Consider the following 18,587-nt stretch of genomic DNA (forward strand, 5'->3'; position numbering starts at 1 on the left):
CGACTGAGCCTGCCGGGCCGACTGGGCCTGCCGGGCCGACTGGGCCTGCCGGATCGCCGCCACCTACCCGTGCTTCGCGTGCCAGGCCTTGAGGACCTCGGCCTCGCGCTCGGCCGTCAGGCCCGCGCGCTTCGTGACGGCCTCGCGCCGGTCGGCGGGCAGCGCGTCGTACCAGGACAGCGTGTCGCGCACCGTGTCGGCCAGGGGGCGATGCACCAGGCCGGCGCCGACGGCCCGGGCCAGGCTGCGCTTGCCGAAGCCGGCGGTTTCGCCCTCGCTGGGCAGCCAGCACGGCATGTCGCGCCAGGCGCCCACGCCGTTCTCCTCGAGGAACGCCAGGTCGGCCCAGACGAACGAGGCCTCGGCGCCGCCCACCTGGCGGCAGGTCTCCAGCATCCCCAGCATGGTCAACGGCGTCGCCGGATTGGGGCCGGTCACGTCGAAGGTGCCGCCCGTCCGCCGCTCCATGCAGAGGACCTCGAACGCCGTCAGGTCGCGCCCGTCGATGACCTGGACAGCCGTCGTGCCGTCGCCGGGGGCCAGCACCTCGCCGCCGCGCCGCACGCGCACCGGCCAGTAGCCGCCGCGGAAGCTGGCGTCGCGCGGGCCCACGATCAGGCCCGGCCTGAAGATGGTGTGGTTCTCCGGGTAGTGCCTGCGAACGCGGTTCTCGCATTCGGCCTTGAACGGGCCAAAGAGTTCATCGGTGTAGGCGGTCGTGTCGGCGTCGGGCGCCTGGCCCACGGGGGCCGTCTCGTCGGCGCCGGGCGTCGCGAAATCCACGTAGACCGAGATCGACGACACGAACATGTAGTGTCCGACATGTCCCTTGAGCAGCACGGCCGTGTTTTCCACGATCCTCGGGATCTGCGGCCAGATATCGATGCAGATGTCCCACGAGCGGCCGCCGGCTATCTCCGCTTCCAGCGCCTTCAGGCCGTCGCCGGGCTCGGGCTGGCGGTCGCCGATCAGGCACTCGACCGCCGGGAACAGTTCCTCCGAGCGGGTGCCGCGGTTGAACATGGTGACCGTGTGGCCGCGCCGGACCAGCTCCTCGATCAGGTGGGGGCCGGTCTGGCCCGTGCCGCCGAGGATGAGCACCTTCAGCTTGTCCGTGGGGGCGTCGCCGTCCAGGGACCAGGCGCGGCGGGCGAACGGCGGGGTCAATCCGGCCAGCCCGACGGCGGCGCCGGCCAGGGCAGCCTGGCGGATGAAATCGCGACGAGAGGTTCCCTGGCGCATGGCGGGCCTTTCGGCTGGGGGGAAACCGACGGCGACAGTCCCGCGCGGGACTGTCGCCGTCCGTAGACGATGACCGGCGTTCTACGGCCGGGACGGGTCCCGGGTTGCGCCGGGTGGAGATCCGCCGCCGCCGGTAGCGTCAGTCCAGCTCGTCGCCGTAGACGCCGGCGTTGAACCCGACCAGCACGGTCCCGCCGCGGACCACCACGGGCGCGCGCAGGTTGCCGGTCGAGCCCAGCATCAGCTCCATCAATGCGGCGTCGGCGGGCTTGTTCTTCGTCAGGTCGAACACGGCGACCTTCTGGCCCTTCATGACCAGCAATCGCTTCGCGTTCTTCACGAGGGTACGGGCATCGTCGGCGCCCAGCTTCTGCCCGGCGCTGACCTGTTCGGAGACGTCGAAGCCATGATCCGCAAGGAACCCCTGCGATCGTGTGCAGCTCGTTCAGCCGTTGCGGTGGTAATACCAGTCGATCTTCTTCCTGGCCATCGCGGTCCTCCTCGAAGGGGATTGCGGGGTCACTACCAGGGGACGGACAGGCTCAGCGCCTGCAGCTTCTGTTCACATTCCAGGCGTTCGCGATTACGGACCAGGCCGCCGCCACCGGCCGGCTTCAGCCAGCCGGCTTCGCGGGCCACGGCCCGCGCGGCCTCCAGGTCGCCGGCGCCGACCGCGGCCAGCACCGCCTGCTCGAGCCGCGACGACGAGGTGGCGCCCAGGCGGAAGTCCCCGAACGCCTCCCAGGTCAGCGGCACCCAGCGCGCGACGATCTGCTGCCCGATCAGCGTCGCATAGTCGCGGATCTCCTTCTGGGCATGCGCGTCCATGCGCAGGGCCAGGAAGTGCAGCAGGTTGTGCAGGTCGATCTTCCAGTAGGCTTCGGTGTAGGTGCACAGCGGCAGGTCCTTGCGCGACTGTTCGCGGGCCAGCCCGGCCGCCAGGCGCTCCTCGTAGACGCGGCGGGCATGTCCCTGGAACTCGCGCTCGGCGGCCGAGAACTGCTCGCCGACCGACGTGTCCGCAAACCCGGCGCTGCCCTGTCGATTGTCGGCGCTCTGCAGGCGCCACGCATCCGGGGCGGTGCGTTGGGCCGAATCGGTCACGACGGAATAGCGTGAACTGGTTTCGTTCACCGAAGCCATCCGGTGCCGGATCCACTGCCGCCACGCATCCATGGGCACGCGTACGTGCAGCTTCAGCTCGCACATCTCGAACGGCGTGGTGTGGCGGTGCCGCAGCAGGTAGCGGATCAGGCCGCGGTCGTCCGAGACTGCCTTGGTGCCGGCGCCGTAGCTCACGCGGGCGGCCTGCACGATGGCGGCGTCGTCGCCCATGTAGTCGACCACGCGCACCATGCCGTCGTCGAGCACCCTGAACGGGACGCCCAGGATCTCGTCGAGGGCGGCCACCCGCGGCCGCACCAGCTGTTCGGGCTGCATCTCCATCGTCGCTATCCGTTCCTGAAGGCGTCGTTGATCGAACGGTCGACCAGCGCCTCGTCCGCGTGCACGGGCATGGTCACGGCCAGGCCCGGTTCCAGGTCCATGGCGCGCCGGATGGCGAACTCGGCGCCCTCGTTGCGTGCCCAGGCGCGCCGTGCCACGCCGTTGTTCACGTCCCAGTGCAGCATCTGGTGCAGGCGCCGCTCGGCCGCTTCGGTGCCGTCGAGCACCAGGCCGAACCCGCCGTTGATCACTTCGCCCCAACCGACGCCACCGCCGTTGTGCAGCGAAACCCAGGTGGCGCCGCGGCAGCCGTCGCCCAGGAAGTTCTGCACGGCCATGTCGGCGCAGAACATGGAGCCGTCACGGATATTCGCTGTCTCGCGATAGGGGCTGTCGGTGCCCGAGACATCGTGATGGTCGCGCCCGATGACGATGGGGGCGGAGATCTGGCCGCGCATGATCGCCCGGTTGAATGCCGCGGCGATGGCGCGCCGGCCCTCGGCATCGCTGTAGAGGATGCGCGCCTGCGAGCCCACGACCAGGTTGTTGGAACCGGCCTGGCTGATCCAGCGCAGGTTGTCGCGGTACTGCTGGCTGGTCTGCGGCGGCGCCTTGGCGGTCATGATCTCCATGACCTCCTCGGCGATGCGGTCGCTCATCGCGAGATCGGACGGATCGCCGCTGGTGCAGACCCAGCGGAACGGGCCGAATCCGTAGTCGAAGCAGACCGGGCCCATCACGTCCTCGACGTAGCTCGGATAGCGGAAGCCGCCGTCACCGCGCGCGACGGCACACCCGGCACGCCCGCATTCGAGCAGGAAGGCGTTGCCGTAGTCCCAGAATCGCGTGCCGCGCGCCGCGCAGCGGTCGATCGCTGCCAGCTGTCGCCGCAGCGACTCCTGCACGTGCTTGCGGAAGGCGGCCGGGTCGCTCGCCATCAGCGCGTTGCTCTCCTCGAACGTGAGCCCGGCGGGATAGTAGCCGCCGGTGAAGGGGATGTGCAGGCTGGTCTGGTCGCTGGCGAGGTCGACCAGGTGGTCGGTGTCGGCCAGCGCTTCCCACAGGTCCACGATGTTGCCCTGGTAGGCGATGGCCACGGCCTCGCCGGCGTCGCGCGCACGGCGCACGCGGGCCAGGAGCCCGGGCAGCTCGGTGAACACCTCGTCGACCCAACCCTGCTCCCTGCGCTTGGCGACGGCGGCGGGGTTGATCTCGGCGATGACGCCCACGCAGCCGGCGATGACCGCCGCCTTGCCCTGCGCGCCGCTCATGCCGCCCAGGCCGCTGCTGAGGTAGATCTTCCCGGCCAGCGACTGCGTATCGGCAGGCAGCTGCAGGTAGCGCCGGCCGGCGCCCAGGATGGCGATGGTGGTGCCGTGGACGATGCCCTGCGGCCCGATGTACATGTAGCTGCCGGCGGTCATCTGCCCGTAGTTCGTGACGCCCAGGGCGTTCAGCGACTGGTAGTCCTCGACGCTCGAGTAGTTGGGCACGACCATGCCGTTGGTCACGACGACACGCGGTGCGTCCTGGTGGCTGGGGAACAATCCCAGCGGGTGTCCGGAATAGACAGGCAGGGTCTGCTCGTCGGACATCCGCGACAGGTACTTCATCGTGAGCAGGTACTGCGCCCAGTTCTGGAAGACCGCGCCGTTGCCGCCGTAGGTCACCAGTTCGTAGGGGTGCTGCGCCACCGCCGGGTCCAGGTTGTTCTGGATCATCAGCATGATGGCCGCGGCCTGCGGGCAGACGGCAGGGTAGTGGTCCAGCGGCCGGGCGTGCATGGCGTAGGCCGGCCGGAAGCGGTGCATGTAGATGTGGCCCCAGGTGGCCAGCTCGGCCGCGAACTCGGGCGCCAGTTCGGCGTGCAGCCGCTCGGGGAAGTAGCGCAGGGCGTTCTGGAGAGCCAACCGCTTCTGGCGGTCGTCCAGGGACAGCGGACGCCGCGGGGCACGGCTGACAGCCGGGTCCTCGACCGGGTGCGGGGGCAGCTGATCGCCGATTCCGGCCCTGACCTGGCTCTGGAAATCGGCCAGGCGGGCTTCGCTCATCTCCAGGCTCACGACGCACCTCCGGTGTGGGCAGGTCCCGTTTGAGGGAAACCTAGCACATGCCCGCCCCCGGCAACAGCACCGTTCGCCGGACCCAACTCAATGGCCCGTAGCGACCTCCGCGCCCGCGGGCTCCCCGGACCCGGCCTGGCCGTCCGCATGGATCTCGTCGCCGCCCCGCACGGCGCTCGTGAACCGCGCCAGCATCGAGTAGACCACCGGCACCACCAGCAGCGTCAGGAATGTGGACAGGAGCACGCCGCCGACGACCGCGATGCCCAGCGGCCGGCGCGACTCGGCGCCCGCGCCCAGCCCGATCGCGATCGGCAGGATGCCGAACACGGTCGCGAACGAGGTCATCAGGATCGGGCGCAGACGGATGACCGAGGCCTCTGTCACGGCCTGGACGACCGAGCGGCCCTGGGCCCGCAACTGGTTGGCGAACTCGACGATCAGGATGGCGTTCTTGGTCACCAGGCCGATCAGCATGATGAGCCCGATGCGCGAGAAGATGTTCAGCGACTGGTCGAACAGCCACAGCGAGAGCAGCGCGCCGAACACGGCCAGCGGCACCGACAGCAGGATCGTCAGCGGGTCGACGAAGCTCTCGAACTGCGCCGCCAGCACCAGGAAGATGAACGCGAGCGCCAGCGCGAACATGATATAGAGCGTGTTCTTCGACTCGCGGAACTCGCGTGAGCCGCCCGACAGGTCGCGCTTGATCGTGCGCGGCAGCTGGTCCTGCCAGATGGCGTCCAGGTCGGTCAGGGCCTGGCCGAGGCCGGTGCCCGGGGCCAGGTTGGCCGTGATGGTGGCCGAGCGCACGCGGTTGAAATGGTTCAGTTCCTTGGGCGCCACCGTTTCCTTGATGTTGACGACGTTGGCCAGCTGCACCAGTTGCCCGCCGCTGCCGCGCAGGTAGATCTGCTCGATCACGTCGGGCGTGGCGCGCCCGGCGGCCTGCAACTGCAGGATCACGTCGTACTGCTTGGCGCCGCGCTTGAAGTCGCCGGCCACGCGTCCGCCCAGGTAGGCCTCCAGCGTGGAGCCGATGTCGGTGACCGAAACGCCCAGCCCGGCCGCCCGCTCGCGATCGATCGCGATCTGCAGCTCCGGCTTGTTCAGCTTCAGGTCGGTGTCCAGGTTGACCAGGTAGCCCAGCTTGGAGGCCGCCGCCATCATCGTGCCCACGGCGCCGCTCAGTTCCTCGTAGGTGTCGGCCTGCAGCACGTAGGAGATGTCCGACGAGGAGAAGCCGCCGCCCAGGCTGGGCGGATTGACCAGGAAGGCCAGCACGCCGGGGATGCCCAGCAGGCGCGGGAACATCTGCCCGACCACTTCCTGCTGCGACCGCTCACGCTCGTCGCGCGGCTTGAAGTTCAGGAACACGAAGCCGTCGGTCACGCGGCCGGGGCCGCCGAAGCCCAGGCCCGTGGCCGAGAACAGCCCGTTGCGCTCGGGCAGCGGCAGCAGCTGCGCCTCGACCATGCGCATGTAGCGGTCCGTGTATTCCAGCGTCGAGCCCTCGGGCGCCAGCACGATGCCGAACGCGGTGCCGCGATCCTCGACCGGCACCAGTTCCTCCGGCAGGGCCCGCAGCAGGAACACGCTGGCCACGAGCAGGCCGACACTGGCCAGGACGACGGCCACGCGCCACCGCAACGCCAGATCCAGCGTGCGGGCGTAGAGCCTGGCCAGCCCGTCGAAGAAGGAGTCGAACGAGCGGCTCGCCCAGCTGCCGGTGTCGGTATGGAGCGGGCGCAGCATGCGCGAGCACATCATCGGAGTCAGGGTCAGGGCCACGAACGCGGACAGCGCCACGGCGAAGGCGAGGGTCAGTCCGAACTCGCGGAACAGCCGGCCCACGCTGCCGGTCAGGAAGGCGACCGGGATGAACACGGCCACCAGCGCGATGGTGGTGGCGATGACGGCGAAGCCGATCTCGCGCACGCCGTCGATCGCCGCCTGGCGGCGCGACTTGCCCATCTCCAGGTGCCGGTAGATGTTCTCGAGCACCACGATGGCGTCGTCGACCACCAACCCGATGGCCAGCACCAGCGCCAGCAGCGTCAGGATGTTGATGGTGAACCCGAGCGCGAACGCCAGCGTGAAGGCGCCGACGATCGAGATGGGGATGGCCACGACCGGCACGATCGTCGCGCGCACGCTCTTCAGGAACACCAGCACCACCAGCACCACCAGCGCGATGGCGATCAGGATGGTGTCGCGCACCTCGTGCACCGACTCGGCGATGAACGTGGAGGAGTCGTACGCCATGTCCAGGCGCATGCCCTCGGGCAGCAGCGACGTCAGTTCCGGCAGCGCGGCGCGCACGGCGTCAGCCGCGTCCAGCGTGCTGGCCTGCTTCTGCTTCACGACGCCAAGGCCGACGGCCGGCTGGCCGTTGTAGCGCGTCAGCGTGCGTTCGTCCTCGGCGCCGATCTCGATCGTGGCCACCTCGTCCAGGCGCACGATGTCGTCGCCACGGCGCGCCACGATGATCGCCCCGAATCCCTCGGGAGTGTCCAGTTCGCCGCGTGTACGTACGGCGAACTCGCGCCCCGTGCCCTCGACGCGACCGCTGGGGATCTCCGCGTTCTCGACGCGGATGGCCCGTTCGACGTCCTGCACCGACAGGCCGCGCGAGGCGAGCCGCATCGGGTCCAGCCACACGCGCATGGCGTAGCGCCGCTCGCCGCCGATGATGACCTGGCCGACGCCGGGCAGCCTCTGGATGCGCTCCTTCAGCAGGCGGTCCGCCACGTCCGAGAGTTCCAGCGTCGAGTGCCGGTCGCTGCCCAGCGCGATCCACATGATGGGCTGGGCGTTGATGTCGACCTTGGCGACGATGGGATCGTCGGCTTCGCGCGGCAGCGAGCCGCGCACGCGCGACACGCGGTCGCGCACGTCGTTGGCCGCCTCGTCCACTTCGCGGCTCAGTTCGAACTCGATCGTGATGACCGAGCCCTGCTCGCGGCTGCTCGAGGTGATCGTCTTCACGGACTCGATGGTCGAGAACTGCTCCTCGAGCACGTCCGTGATTTCGGTCTCGACGACGTTGGGGCTGGCCCCGCGGTAGATCGTCGTCACCGAGACGATCGGCGGGTCGGTCTCCGGGTACTCGCGCACCGGCAGCCGCGTGAACGAGATGTAGCCCAGCAGCACCACCGCCAGGCTCATCACCACGGTGAAGACCGGCCGCCGGATGGAAACTTCGCTCAACTTCATCGGCTGCTCCCGCCCTGGGCGCCGGCCGCGCCGGGCTCGCCCGGTGCGCCGCCGCCAACCGGCATCACGCGGGCCCCGTCGTAGAGTTTCTGGTGTCCGGCGGTGACGACCTGCTGTCCGTTCTCCAGGCCGCCGGTCACCTCGACAACATCGGTCAGTCGCGTACCCAGCTGCACGGCGGCACGGGCCACGGTGCTGTCGGCCTTGACCACGTAGACGAACGACTGCCCGCCGGTGACGAACACGGCCTGGCTGGGCACGGTCAGCGCCTGGGCGCGCTCGGCCAGCACCAGCGTGACCGTGGCCGACATGCCGGGGCGCAGGCGCAGGTCGGGGTTGTCCAGCACGGCGACAACGCGCGTGCTGCGGGTCTCTTCGTCAAGCTGGGGCTCGATCACCGAGATGACGCCGTCACGGGCTTCGCCCGGGTGGGCCGTCGTCTCGACCTTTACGGGCGCACCCACGGCGAGGACACCCAGCAGCCGCTCAGGCACCGAGAACGTGAGCCGCAGGCGATCCAGCCGGGTCAGGTCGGTCAGCGGCGAGCCGGCGCGGACGAAGGCGCCCGGGCTCACGCGGCGGATGCCGACGCTGCCGGCGAAAGGAGCCGTCACGCGCGTCTTGGCGAGACGCGCCTGCGCGAGGTCCAGGTTGGCCTCGGCCACCTTGAGCGCCGCCGTGGCGTCGTCCAGGTCCTGCGGCGCGCCTGCGCCCTGGTCCACGACCGAGCGCACACGCTCGAACGTGGCCTTGCCCTGGTCGCGCAGGGCCTCGGCGCGCTGCGCCTCGGCGGCCAGTTGTACATCGTCGAGCCGGGCCAGCAGCGCCCCGGCGGCCACGTGGCCGCCCTCGGGGAACGGCAGCGCCTTGACCACGCCGTCGATCTCGGAGGTGACCTCGACGTGCTGGTCGGCTTCGAGCGTGCCTACGGTGGCGAAGCGGTCGGCCACCGCGCCGGTGGCGACGATCGCGGTCTCGACCGGCGTCGGGGGAGGAGCAAAGCCGCCGGCCGCCTTCTTTTCCTCGCAGCCGGCTGTCGCCAGCCCGAGGATGACGGCGCCCGCCGCCAGCAGAGTCGCTTTCGTCGTGCGCGCCGTGGCGCGCGCGGCGACATACTTACGGGTGTCCCGTGCCGTCATCATCACTCCCGTTCCGCCGCCGCGCGGTACCAACCGCCGGTCAGCTGGGTCAAGGCGGCCGCGGCGCGCGCCGTGCGCACCAGGGCTTGCGAGTAGCGTTGCTGCGCGCCGGCGAGGTCTGCCGAGAGGCGGACCACCTCGAAAGCCGTGCTGCGCCCGTTGCGGTATTCGATCATGCCGATCTCGACCTGGCGGATCGACGCCTCGACGCCGGCGCGGGCCAGTTCGAGCCGGCGGGCCCCGCGGTCCAGTTCGCGATACTGGGCGCGGACCTGCTCGTCGAGCTGCCGGCGCGCGCCTTCGATCTGGTGGTCGGCGCGCGCGACTTCGGCGCGCTGGCGTGCGGCCTCGCCGCTGCCGGCCCGGCCGCCGATGGGCACGCTCACGACAACGCCCGCGTTCCACCACGGGTAGTCGCGGTCGCGCACCTGGGCCCAGCCGGGCCCGAAACCGTCGGCGATGTCGTAGCGGATCGTGTCGTTCGAGCCGGGGAAGACCACGTCGCGGGCCGAGCCGGACAGGCCGTAGCCGCCGAGGCCGCCGAACACGTCCAGGCGCGGGCGGGCATCCCAGCGCGCACCGTCGGCGCGGGCCCGCGCTGCGCCGCGCTGTTCAGCCAGGGCCTGCAGGTCGGGGTTGTTCCCGGCCGCGGCCACGAGCAGCGCGTCGAGCGTGACCTCGCGCAGGCGCGCCGGCGGCTCGTCGGCGGGGCGGAACCGGGGCTGGCCACCGGAAGGGCGACGGCCGACCAGGCTGGCCAGCCGGTCCGAGCGGCGGTCGAGCTGTTCGTCGGCGTCGAGCACGCGCTGTTCCTGCTCGGCCAGGAACACCTCGGCGCTGGCCACCTGGCTGGGGCCGACCAGGCCGGCGCGCGCGCGAAGCTTCGTCTCGTCCAGGAAGAGCCGGGTGCGGTCGCGAATGAGTGTGGCGACGGCCAGGTCGCGTTCGGCGGCGTAGAGCTCCCAGTACTCGGCCTCGACCTCGGCGGCCACGGCCTGCCGTGCCGATTGGCGCCGCGAACCGGCCGCGGCGGCGATGCGCTCGGCCGCCCTCAGTTCGGCGCGCGACGCAGGCCCGAAGCCTTTCAACAAGGGCTGCCGGACGGTCAGCGAACCGAAGGTCCCGTACTGCGGCGAGAGCGACGCATACGCCGAGTTCGTGACGGTGCGCACCGTCGACAGCGACGCCGACAGCTCGGTGCCGATGGGCAGCGTCATGCGGGCACCTGCCTCGAGTTCGGCGGTCTCGTTGCTGACCACCGGCGCGCCGGAGAACAGGGAGGCCGCCGGCTGGTCGCTGCCGGTCCAGGTGGCGCTGCCGAACAACTCCGGGTCAAAGGCGCCACGCTCGCTGCGCAATGCCGCCTCGGCCGCGGCCAGGTCGGCGTCGGCCAGGCGTGCAGCTACGGCCTGCTCGTCGGCAGCGGCCAGCAGGGTCGCCAGGTCGATCCTCTCGCCCGGCAGGGCATCGAGGACGGCCGCCAGGGAACTGTCGGGACCGACGGGCGCCATCGTCTCTGCTCGCGTCGCCGACATTGCCGGCTTGACCAGCAGCAGCGCCGCCGACAACACGAGCCACACGGGAATGGCGGCGTGACCGCGCCGCTTCGGAAAACCTTGCATGCGTCGGGATCCTCTCAACCAGGCCAGGGGTGACCGCCGAATATGCCTCGGCGGACCAATCTAGCCCCGATCCTTCTGATTCGCCTCCGCTGGACGAAAAACTCACGAAGTCCCATCATGGTGGTCCTGTCGTCCCCTTTTCAACAAGCCGGGAGCCTGCCCCGCATGTCCGCCGCGAACCAGCGCCGGGCCACCTGGTGCGCCCTTGGGGCCGTCGCCGTGTGGTCGACGGTCGCCACCGCCTTCAAGCTGGCCCTGCGGCACCTGGATACCTACCAGCTGCTCTTCGTGGCGGTGGCGGTCTCACTGCTCTGCCTCACGGCGGTGCTGGTCGTGCAGCGACGGCTCGGGGACCTGGCGCGGGTCGCCGACGGCGACCGGACGCGGGCCCTGTTGCTGGGGGCGCTCAACCCCTTCGCCTACTACCTGGTCCTGTTCGCGGCCTACGACCGACTCCCGGCGCAGGTGGCGCAGCCGATCAACTACACCTGGGCGCTGACGCTGTCGTGGCTGGCGATTCCCCTGCTGCGCCAGAAGCCCCGCCGGCGCGTGCTGCTGGCCGGCCTCGTCTGCTACGCGGGCGTCTTCCTGATCGCCACCGGCGGCAGCGCGGCGGGATTCGCCATGGCCGACCCCCTTGGCGTGGGACTGGCCCTCGGCAGTACGGTGCTGTGGGCGCTCTACTGGCTGGCGAACGCGCGGTCGCGTCTGGACCCGGTGGTCGGCCTGTGGTGGAACTTCGCCGGAGCGGCGCCACTGTGCCTGGCGACCGTTGCGCTGCGCTCGGGATTCGACCTCTCGGCACCGGGGCTGCTGGCCGGCTCCTACGTGGGCGCCTTCGAGATGGGCTTCACGTTCATCCTCTGGCTGAGCGCCCTGCGCCTGTCGACGAGCGCGGCCCGTGTAGCCAACCTCATTTTCCTGTCGCCCCTGCTTTCGCTGGTGCTCATCCACTTCGTGCTGCATGAAGCCGTGCGTCCGGCGACCATTGCCGGACTGGCCCTGATCATCGGCGGGCTGTGGTGGCAGCAGTCCGAGCGCACGACTGCCTGAAACGGGAACCCGCGGGCCTGATCCGGGGTTGAATACCTTTCGCGCTACCTGAGATCCGGCGCGATCCACGAGCCTCCGCCACCCGGAAGGAAGCAGCCCATGCCGGCGTCCCGTCAATCGTCCCGTCGACCGCTCCGTCGATTCCTGGCCTGGTCCCGCCGCAGCGGCACTCTGTCCCTGCTGCTCATGCTGACCAGCCTGCTCGCGTTCCGCTCGGCCGTTGCCGACTGGTACGACGTGCCCACGGGCTCGATGATCCCGACGCTGCTGGTGGGCGACCGCATCGTCGTGGACAAGCTGGCGTACGACGTGAAGCTGCCGTTCACCGGCACGCGGCTGGTCGAGCGCGGCGACCCGGCGCGGGGGGACATCGTCACCTGCAGTTCCCCGGCCGACGGCACGCGACTGGTCAAACGCGTGGCGGGCGTGCCCGGCGACGTGATCGCCATGAACGGCAACCGGCTGACCGTCAACGGCAACGACGTGGAGTACGCGGCCGCCGACGAGGCAGCGTTGCGCGGGATGGTGGGGCCGGAAGCGGCCGGCTGGTATTTCGCGCTCGAGGGATTGCCGGGCCATCCGCACGTGGTGGCGTTCAGCGGCGGCGGCCAGCGACCCGACGTGCGCGAGTTCCGTGTCCCGACCGGCCACTATTTCCTGCTCGGCGACAACCGCGACCAGAGCGCCGACTCGCGCTGGTTCGGGTTCGTCGCGCGCGAGGATATCGGTGGCCGCGTGGTCGGCCTGGCCAGCTCCCTGGACATCAAGCACCGGTACCGTCCGCGCTGGTCGCGGTTCTTCAGCGCCGTCAGCTAGGCGCTACGACATGCGCACCCAGCGCACCAGGGTGCGGAAGCTGGGCGGCTTGCCCGTCATGAGCAGGCCGATGCGGAACACCTTGGCCGCGAACCACAGCGCACCGGCGGCGCCGGCGGCGGCGACAAGCACGCTCAGCCACACCTGCCAGGTCGGCGGCGGCGAACTCGAGCTCATGCGCAGCAGCATCGCGTAGAGGTTGACCGGCGGCAGGAAGCTCATCGCCACCGCCAGCGCGCCGTCCGGGTGGCGGGTGATGGGCAGCCAGAGCAGCCACGGCAGCATGTTCATCATCATCACCGGGCTCATCAGCGTGCCGGCCTCGCTCACGTCGTTCACGGCGGCGCCGATGGCGCCCATCAGGCCGGCCATCATCGCGTAGGAGAGGATGTAGAACACCACGAGCCAGACCAGGAGCAGGGGGTCGACGAGGTCCAGTACGGCGAACGAAGCCAGAGTGGCCAGTCCCATCGCCGCGTAGATCCCGAGCATCACCAGGCCCACGCCCATCTGGGCGAGGATCTTGCCGGTCATCAGTTCCAGGGGCGAAGCCGCGGCGAGCAGCACCTCGACCACGCGGCTCGACTTGTCCTCGACGGTGTTGGTCATCAGCTGCGAGCCCGTCGACATGACCGACATCAGCAGCAACGCCATGAATCCCGCCGGCACCAGCAGGTTCAGCGCCTCGTGCGATTTCCGCTCGCCCTCGGGCGTCACCACGCGGGTGTTGGCACCGGACACCTCCGTCATCGCCGACACCAGTCCCGGTTCCAGGCCGGCGGCCGCGATGCGCGCCTCGACCAGCGTGCGGGCCAGTGCGCCGCGCAGTTCGTCCTGCAGGCGGTCGTCCAGCTTCGGCGGCACGTACAGGTCGTAGGCGCCGTAGGTCCCGCCCGCTGCCGTGACGGCCGTGGCGTGGATCACGACCAGGGCGACCGCAGCGCCGGTGTCGGCGGCGGAGGCGCGTGTGCGCCCGGCCAGGCGCGTCTTCCAGGCCTCGAGCGAATCCTCGCCGGCGACGACCAGCCTCAGCCGCGGGGCCTCGCCCATGGCCGTCGCGAGCGCCTGCTCCATGGCGGCAGAGGCCGCCGCGCCGCCCACGGCCTGCGCACCTTCAGGCAGTCGGGTCGCGATCTCCTCGCGCATGCGCGTACCCGCATCGAGCCGTCGACGGGCCATCGAGGTCGGCGACAATTCGCGTTCCAGGAGCGGTGCGATGGTGCCCGTGGGGTCACTGACGGCGACGATACCGACGACGCGCGGCGCTCGCTCGTCCATCATGCGCGGCATCACGAACGTCATCAGGGCGATGATCGCCGGCAGCACCAGCACGCCGATGACGAAACTGCGGGTCATGACCGTGGCGGCGAACTCGCGCCGGGCGACCCAGCCGATCTTCTTCAGCATGAGGTGCGCTCCCGCGTGACGATGCGGACGAACACGTCTTCCAGTGTCGGTCGCAGCAGTTCGACGCGCCGGCTGGGCAGCGCGCCCGCCACCGCCGCCACGGCGGCAGCGGGATCGGCCTCGGGACGCAGCGTGACGCGAACTCCGGCCGCGTCGTGCGCAACGGCGGCCACGCATGCCAGCGCCGCCACGGGCCCCAGGTCGGGCTCGGCGGCAAGCGGCTCGCATTCGACCTGGCGGGATTCGGCCTGGCCGCGGATCGCAGCCAGCGAATCGTCGAGGACCTTGCGGCCGCGATCGATCATCACGATGCGGTCGCACAACTGCTCGGCCTGCGCCATCTGGTGGGTCGAGAACAGGATCGTGGCGCCGCGCGCGTGCTGTTCAAGGAAGAGGTCGCGCAGCAGGCGCGTGCTGACCGGGTCCAGTCCGCTGAACGGTTCGTCGAGGATCAGCAACTGCGGTTCGTTGAGGACCGCGGCGATGAACTGCACCTTCTGCTGCATGCCCTTCGAGAGTTCCTCGCACTTCTTGTCGGCCACGCCGGCCAGCTCGACGCGCTCCAGCCAGTGCGTCACGCGACGGTCGAGGTCGCCCGAGGGCACGCTCTTGAGGTGCCCCATGAAGCGGAGGAAAGCGCCGACCTTCATCTTGCGGTACAGGCCGCGGTCTTCGGGCAGGTAACCGAGGCGGTCCTTCGCGTCGAGCGCGCGCCGGCAGCCGAGCACTTCCAGTTCGCCGCTGTCGGGGAACTGGATGGCCATGATCATGCGGATCGTCGTCGTCTTGCCGGCCCCGTTCGGGCCGATGAAGCCGCAGAGCGAGCCGGTGGGCACGTCGAGGTCGAGGTCGGTGACCGCCGCGGTGGACCCGAAGGTCTTGGTCACCGCGCTCAGGCGCACGGCAGTGTTCACGTCGGGAATCATCCTTGGTCCGGGAATCCGTGTGGGGCGGGGCGGGGACGGTGATCGCCGTCCCCGCCCGCCTGTCCGCCCTCGCTAGTTGGTGGCGCCGGCCGCGGGGGCGGGCGCCTTGTCGAGCGTCACCTGGCTGACGTCGACGGTGATGGCCGCCAGCGCGGCGGTGGTCTCCTCGCTCATGGTCTCCTGCGCCCGGCCACCGAGGTGCCTGGCCAGGAACTTCTCCATGGCGGCGGCCAGAGCCAGCCGATTGCCCGGCGCGCGGAAGCCGTGGCCCTCGTCACCGGCCACCAGGTACTCGACCGGCTTCTGCTTCTGGCGCAGCGCGACGACGATCTGGTCGGACTCGTGCTGCTTCACGCGCGGGTCGTTGGCGCCGTGCACCACCAGCAGCGGGGCCTTGATGTTCTCGCACTGGAACAACGGCGAACGGTCGATCAGGTCCTGGCGTTCGGCCTCGATGGACGGGTTGCCCACGCGGAGGTAGAACGAGCCCTCGAGGAACGGCTTCCAGTACTCGGGGAAGCTCTCGATGAGGGTCACCAGGTTCGAGGGTCCCACGTACGGCACGCCGCACGCGTACAGGTCGGGCGTGTAGGTCACGCCGGCCAGGGTCGCGTAGCCGCCGTAGCTGCCGCCGAAGATGCCCACGCGCTTCGGGTCGGCAATGCCCTGCGCGATCAGCCACTGCACGGCGTCGGTGACGTCGTGCTGCATGGCGCCCGTGCCCCACTCGCGGTTGCCGGCATTCAGGTAGCGCTTGCCGTAGCCGGTCGAGGCGCGGTAGTTCACCTGCATGACCGCATAGCCGCGGTTGGCGAGGAACTGCGCGTACGGCTCGTAGCCCCAGAAGTCGCGCGCCCACGGGCCGCCGTGGATGTACATGACCACCGGCAGGTTCTTTTCGCCGAGGCCCTTGGGCAGGGTCAGGTAGCCGTGGATCTTCATGCCGTCCCGCGCCGTGTAGGTGACCGGGCGCATGTGCGCGAGGTCGCCGGAGGGCAGGTCGGGACGCGCCTTGTAGACGAGAGTCGCCGCCGCCGACTTCGCGTCATACAGGTAGACGGAGCCCGGGTCGACGTCGCTGTGCACGGCCACGAGCAGCCGGCTCATGTCGTCGGTCATGCCGGTGACGGCCAGTTCCCCCTCGGGCATCGCCTTGCGCAGCGCGTCCCAGAGCTTCTGCGCCTCGGCGGTCTTCGGGTACACGCGGTCGCGATCGCCGGTGTACGAAGTGGCGATCAGTTCGTCGGTCTGCGGGTGGAAGACACCGCCGCTGAAGTCGACCTCGCCCTCGGGATCCTGCTCGACAAAGGTCCAGGTACCCGTCTCGACGTCCAGCAGCATCAGCCGCGCCAGGTCGATGTCGGCGCCGATGTTGGTCGAGATGTAGCACTGCCGGCCGTCGGGATGGAACTGCAACGGCGTGATGTCCTCCTCGAACGTGGCCGAGGCGATGGGCTCGAGGCCCTGCAGGCCCACGCGCAGCAGGTCGCCGCCGCCGCCGGGCTTCTCCTTCCAGGCCAGGCGCAGCTGGCCCTCGTTGTCGAAGACCCAGGCCCCGACTTCCTCCTTGTTCTCGCGCACGAGCTTCCGCTGCCCGGTCGAGATCTCCACCCGGTAGATGTCGTGGAAGCGCGGGTCGCGTTCGTTCAGGCCGACCATCATCACGTCCGGCAGGCTGCGCGGCATCGACAGGATCTGCGCGCGCACACCGGGCGCCGATGTCAGGTCGCGGGCCTGGGGAACGTTGGCCTCGCCCTGCGGGGCGCCGGCCGGGTCCACGGCCCAGACGTGGAAGTTCTCGTCGCCGTCCCGGTCCTGGACGTAGAGGACGTAGCGCCCGTCGCGGCTCCAGAAGTAGCCGGGCACCGGGCGCTTGTCGGCGGTTACCGGGCGGGCGGCCGTGAACGGCTCGTCGGCACCCTTGACCCAGATGTTGCGCGCACCGTTGTGCGGCTTGAGGAAGCTCAGCCACTTGCCGTCGGGAGACAGCTGCGAGCCCGAGATTTCCGGGTCGCCGAAGAACAGTTCGCGGTCGATCAGGGGTGCGGGCGCCTCGGCGACGGTCGTGGCCGGCGGCGGCGACTTCTTGCCGCAACCGCCGATGGCCAGGACCGCCGCGACCAGGGATACGGCGGCCAGGCAGGGCAGGAGCTTCTTCATGGAATTCCTCCAGGGCGGGGACGGTGACAGGTGGCCGGGGCGGCAGGCGGCAAGACCACGCCGCCGCGCCGGGACCGTCCCCTGCTACGAGCCGGGGCGGCCAAAGGTTCGCCGGAAAATCGGGCCGCCCGGTCAGGCCACCGGCAACGGTTCGTCGGGCCGGCTTTCGGTCTCGACGAGATCGATGCCGCGGCGCCGCAGTTCGGCGGCCATGTCCTGCCCCGGCACGATCAGTTCCTGGCAGCAGGCCCCGACGGCGTCCAGCGTTCCTGAGGCCAGCATACGCGCGATGATCGCGGCCGGGAAGCCCGTCATGCGCATCATCGCCGACAGGCCGGTGGCGTCGTCGTGCCGGTCGATGATGCGCACCGCCAGCCGCTTCGGTTCGCCCGCGGCATCCCAGCCCTCGGCCACGACCAGCACGAGCACCGCGTCCGGGCCGGGCATCTCGAGCGCGTTCTTCAGCCGGTTGGCCAGCATCTGGCGCGGGCTCACCTCGCCGCCCGGGAAGGCCAGCGGCCGGTCGTCGGTCAGCCCCAGCTCGCGCAGCAGGCGGAACTGGGCGCAGTGGCCCTTGTAGCGGATGGTCTTGTAGTCCAGTTCGGGCACGCGGCCGGCCAGCGTCTGCGGCAGCGTGGAGGTGCCGCCGCTGGTCTGGAACGCCTCGAGTTCGCCGAACGGCTCAGGGAAGGTGAGGGTCTCCAACTCGGTGAGCGAGGGCACGGTATCGAGCCTGCCGCCGCGAATGACCACTGCCGGCTCGATGTACTCATTGATCAGGCCCTCGACCGAGAACACGATCTTGTAGTTCATCGGTGGGCGCGGCTGCAGGGGCAAACCTCCGACGCGCAGGCGCAACGAAGCCGTTTTCGCGAGCCGCGTCGTCAGCCAGTAGCCGAGGATGCCGGCCAGGCCCGGTGCCAGGCCGCAGTCCGGCACGATGGCCACGCCCGCATCGCGGGCCGCCGCATCCAGGGCGAATTCGCGGGCCACGACGTCGTTGTTGCCCCCGAGGTCCAGGAAGTGCGCGCGCTGCCCGATGGCCTGGCTGGCCAGGGGCACGTTGTACCAGTAGTTGACGGCGCTGATGACGACATCGGCTTCCTTCATCAGCGGGGCGAGGAACGCCTGGTCCTGCACATAACCGGGCGCCACGCGGAACCGGGCGTCGCCGAAGCGGGCCGCAAGGCGTTCCAGCGAGTCGGCGTCCGAGTCCACGGCCACCAGGCCCGTGGTGCCCTCGGCGTGGCGGAGCAGGTCGTGGGCGATGGCCGTGCCCTGCAGGCCGGCACCGAGCAGAAGGTACTTCATGTCGCTCTCCGGGGTTGGGAGCGGGCCGACGGCAGGCCGGGCCCGTGGCGCCATGATAAGCGCGGTCCGGCCGCCGGTCACGCGGCAAGGGCGGTATCCGGGGCTGCGCCCGGCTTCGCCCGCGCGGTTGACCGCCTGCGGGGGCGGGGCTACTATCCCCGGGCGGGCCGCCGGCCCCTGTTCCCA

Annotated in this window: 13 protein-coding genes; 2 read left to right on the forward strand and 11 right to left on the reverse strand. The window is 70.4% G+C overall.

Going from position 1 to position 18,587, the window contains the following annotated elements; all coding sequences use genetic code 11:
* Positions 1 to 63: 63 nt before the first annotated feature.
* The 7 genes from IPG61_15635 to IPG61_15665 form a co-directional block, all read right to left on the reverse strand.
* Positions 64 to 1,242, reverse strand: coding sequence for a twin-arginine translocation signal domain-containing protein (locus IPG61_15635; GenBank protein MBK6735478.1), 1,179 nt, complete (start codon positions 1,240 to 1,242; stop codon positions 64 to 66).
* A 139-nt stretch (positions 1,243 to 1,381) separates the two neighbouring features.
* Positions 1,382 to 1,582 (reverse strand): hypothetical protein, encoded by a 201-nt coding sequence (locus IPG61_15640; protein MBK6735479.1) that lies wholly within the window; start codon positions 1,580 to 1,582, stop codon positions 1,382 to 1,384.
* A gap of 182 nt (positions 1,583 to 1,764) precedes the next feature.
* A complete protein-coding gene (gene thyX / locus IPG61_15645; protein MBK6735480.1) occupies positions 1,765 to 2,688 on the reverse strand; it encodes an FAD-dependent thymidylate synthase in 924 nt (307 codons plus the stop codon).
* A gap of 5 nt (positions 2,689 to 2,693) precedes the next feature.
* Positions 2,694 to 4,739 (reverse strand): urocanate hydratase, encoded by a 2,046-nt coding sequence (locus IPG61_15650; protein ID MBK6735481.1) that lies wholly within the window; start codon positions 4,737 to 4,739, stop codon positions 2,694 to 2,696.
* A 99-nt stretch (positions 4,740 to 4,838) separates the two neighbouring features.
* Positions 4,839 to 7,967: an efflux RND transporter permease subunit gene (locus tag IPG61_15655; GenBank protein ID MBK6735482.1), complete on the reverse strand. Its 3,129-nt coding sequence runs from the start codon at positions 7,965 to 7,967 to the stop codon at positions 4,839 to 4,841.
* Positions 7,964 to 9,109 carry an efflux RND transporter periplasmic adaptor subunit gene (locus IPG61_15660; protein MBK6735483.1) on the reverse strand — a complete coding sequence of 382 codons (1,146 nt, stop codon included), beginning with the start codon at positions 9,107 to 9,109 and terminating at the stop codon, positions 7,964 to 7,966. Before IPG61_15660 ends, IPG61_15655 begins: the two co-directional genes overlap by 4 nt.
* Positions 9,109 to 10,728, reverse strand: a complete 1,620-nt coding sequence (locus IPG61_15665; protein ID MBK6735484.1) for a TolC family protein — start codon at positions 10,726 to 10,728, stop codon at positions 9,109 to 9,111. Before IPG61_15665 ends, IPG61_15660 begins: the two co-directional genes overlap by 1 nt.
* Positions 10,729 to 10,893: 165 nt before the next feature.
* On the opposite strand from IPG61_15665, the gene IPG61_15670 reads away from it, so the two are divergent.
* Together IPG61_15670 and lepB are read left to right on the forward strand one after the other, a co-directional pair.
* The gene (locus tag IPG61_15670) at positions 10,894 to 11,781 is read left to right on the forward strand and encodes a DMT family transporter (protein MBK6735485.1); all 888 of its coding nucleotides are present in this window, start codon (positions 10,894 to 10,896) and stop codon (positions 11,779 to 11,781) included.
* A 99-nt stretch (positions 11,782 to 11,880) separates the two neighbouring features.
* The gene (gene lepB / locus IPG61_15675) at positions 11,881 to 12,597 is read left to right on the forward strand and encodes a signal peptidase I (protein ID MBK6735486.1); all 717 of its coding nucleotides are present in this window, start codon (positions 11,881 to 11,883) and stop codon (positions 12,595 to 12,597) included.
* Between the two features lie 3 nt (positions 12,598 to 12,600).
* Here the strand turns inward: lepB and IPG61_15680 are convergent, their stop codons facing one another.
* From IPG61_15680 to IPG61_15695, 4 genes are all read right to left on the reverse strand, one after another.
* Entirely contained in the window at positions 12,601 to 14,004 is a 1,404-nt protein-coding gene (locus tag IPG61_15680) for an ABC transporter permease (GenBank protein MBK6735487.1), read from the reverse strand.
* Positions 13,998 to 14,918 carry an ATP-binding cassette domain-containing protein gene (locus IPG61_15685; GenBank protein MBK6735488.1) on the reverse strand — a complete coding sequence of 307 codons (921 nt, stop codon included), beginning with the start codon at positions 14,916 to 14,918 and terminating at the stop codon, positions 13,998 to 14,000. Before IPG61_15685 ends, IPG61_15680 begins: the two co-directional genes overlap by 7 nt.
* Positions 14,919 to 15,002: 84 nt before the next feature.
* On the reverse strand, positions 15,003 to 17,090 hold the full coding sequence (locus IPG61_15690; GenBank protein ID MBK6735489.1) for a S9 family peptidase: 2,088 nt from the start codon (positions 17,088 to 17,090) through the stop codon (positions 15,003 to 15,005).
* A 132-nt stretch (positions 17,091 to 17,222) separates the two neighbouring features.
* Positions 17,223 to 18,401 carry a saccharopine dehydrogenase NADP-binding domain-containing protein gene (locus IPG61_15695; protein ID MBK6735490.1) on the reverse strand — a complete coding sequence of 393 codons (1,179 nt, stop codon included), beginning with the start codon at positions 18,399 to 18,401 and terminating at the stop codon, positions 17,223 to 17,225.
* Positions 18,402 to 18,587: the final 186 nt, after the last annotated feature.

The sequence above is a fragment of the bacterium genome (assembly GCA_016703265.1).
Lineage (GTDB): Bacteria > Krumholzibacteriota > Krumholzibacteriia > LZORAL124-64-63 > LZORAL124-64-63 > CAINDZ01.

Bases quoted from the DNA above. Each gene is read 5' to 3' on its own strand.
- lepB (MBK6735486.1), top strand. From the start codon at position 11,881: ATGCCGGCGTCCCGTCAATCGTCCCGTCGACCGCTCCGTCGATTCCTG.
- IPG61_15655 (MBK6735482.1), bottom strand. From the start codon at position 7,967: ATGAAGTTGAGCGAAGTTTCCATCCGGCGGCCGGTCTTCACCGTGGTG.
- IPG61_15635 (MBK6735478.1), bottom strand. From the start codon at position 1,242: ATGCGCCAGGGAACCTCTCGTCGCGATTTCATCCGCCAGGCTGCCCTG.
- IPG61_15660 (MBK6735483.1), bottom strand. From the start codon at position 9,109: ATGATGACGGCACGGGACACCCGTAAGTATGTCGCCGCGCGCGCCACG.
- thyX (MBK6735480.1), bottom strand. From the start codon at position 2,688: ATGGAGATGCAGCCCGAACAGCTGGTGCGGCCGCGGGTGGCCGCCCTC.
- IPG61_15665 (MBK6735484.1), bottom strand. From the start codon at position 10,728: ATGCAAGGTTTTCCGAAGCGGCGCGGTCACGCCGCCATTCCCGTGTGG.
- IPG61_15695 (MBK6735490.1), bottom strand. From the start codon at position 18,401: ATGAAGTACCTTCTGCTCGGTGCCGGCCTGCAGGGCACGGCCATCGCC.
- IPG61_15690 (MBK6735489.1), bottom strand. From the start codon at position 17,090: ATGAAGAAGCTCCTGCCCTGCCTGGCCGCCGTATCCCTGGTCGCGGCG.
- IPG61_15670 (MBK6735485.1), top strand. From the start codon at position 10,894: ATGTCCGCCGCGAACCAGCGCCGGGCCACCTGGTGCGCCCTTGGGGCC.
- IPG61_15680 (MBK6735487.1), bottom strand. From the start codon at position 14,004: ATGCTGAAGAAGATCGGCTGGGTCGCCCGGCGCGAGTTCGCCGCCACG.
- IPG61_15650 (MBK6735481.1), bottom strand. From the start codon at position 4,739: ATGAGCGAAGCCCGCCTGGCCGATTTCCAGAGCCAGGTCAGGGCCGGA.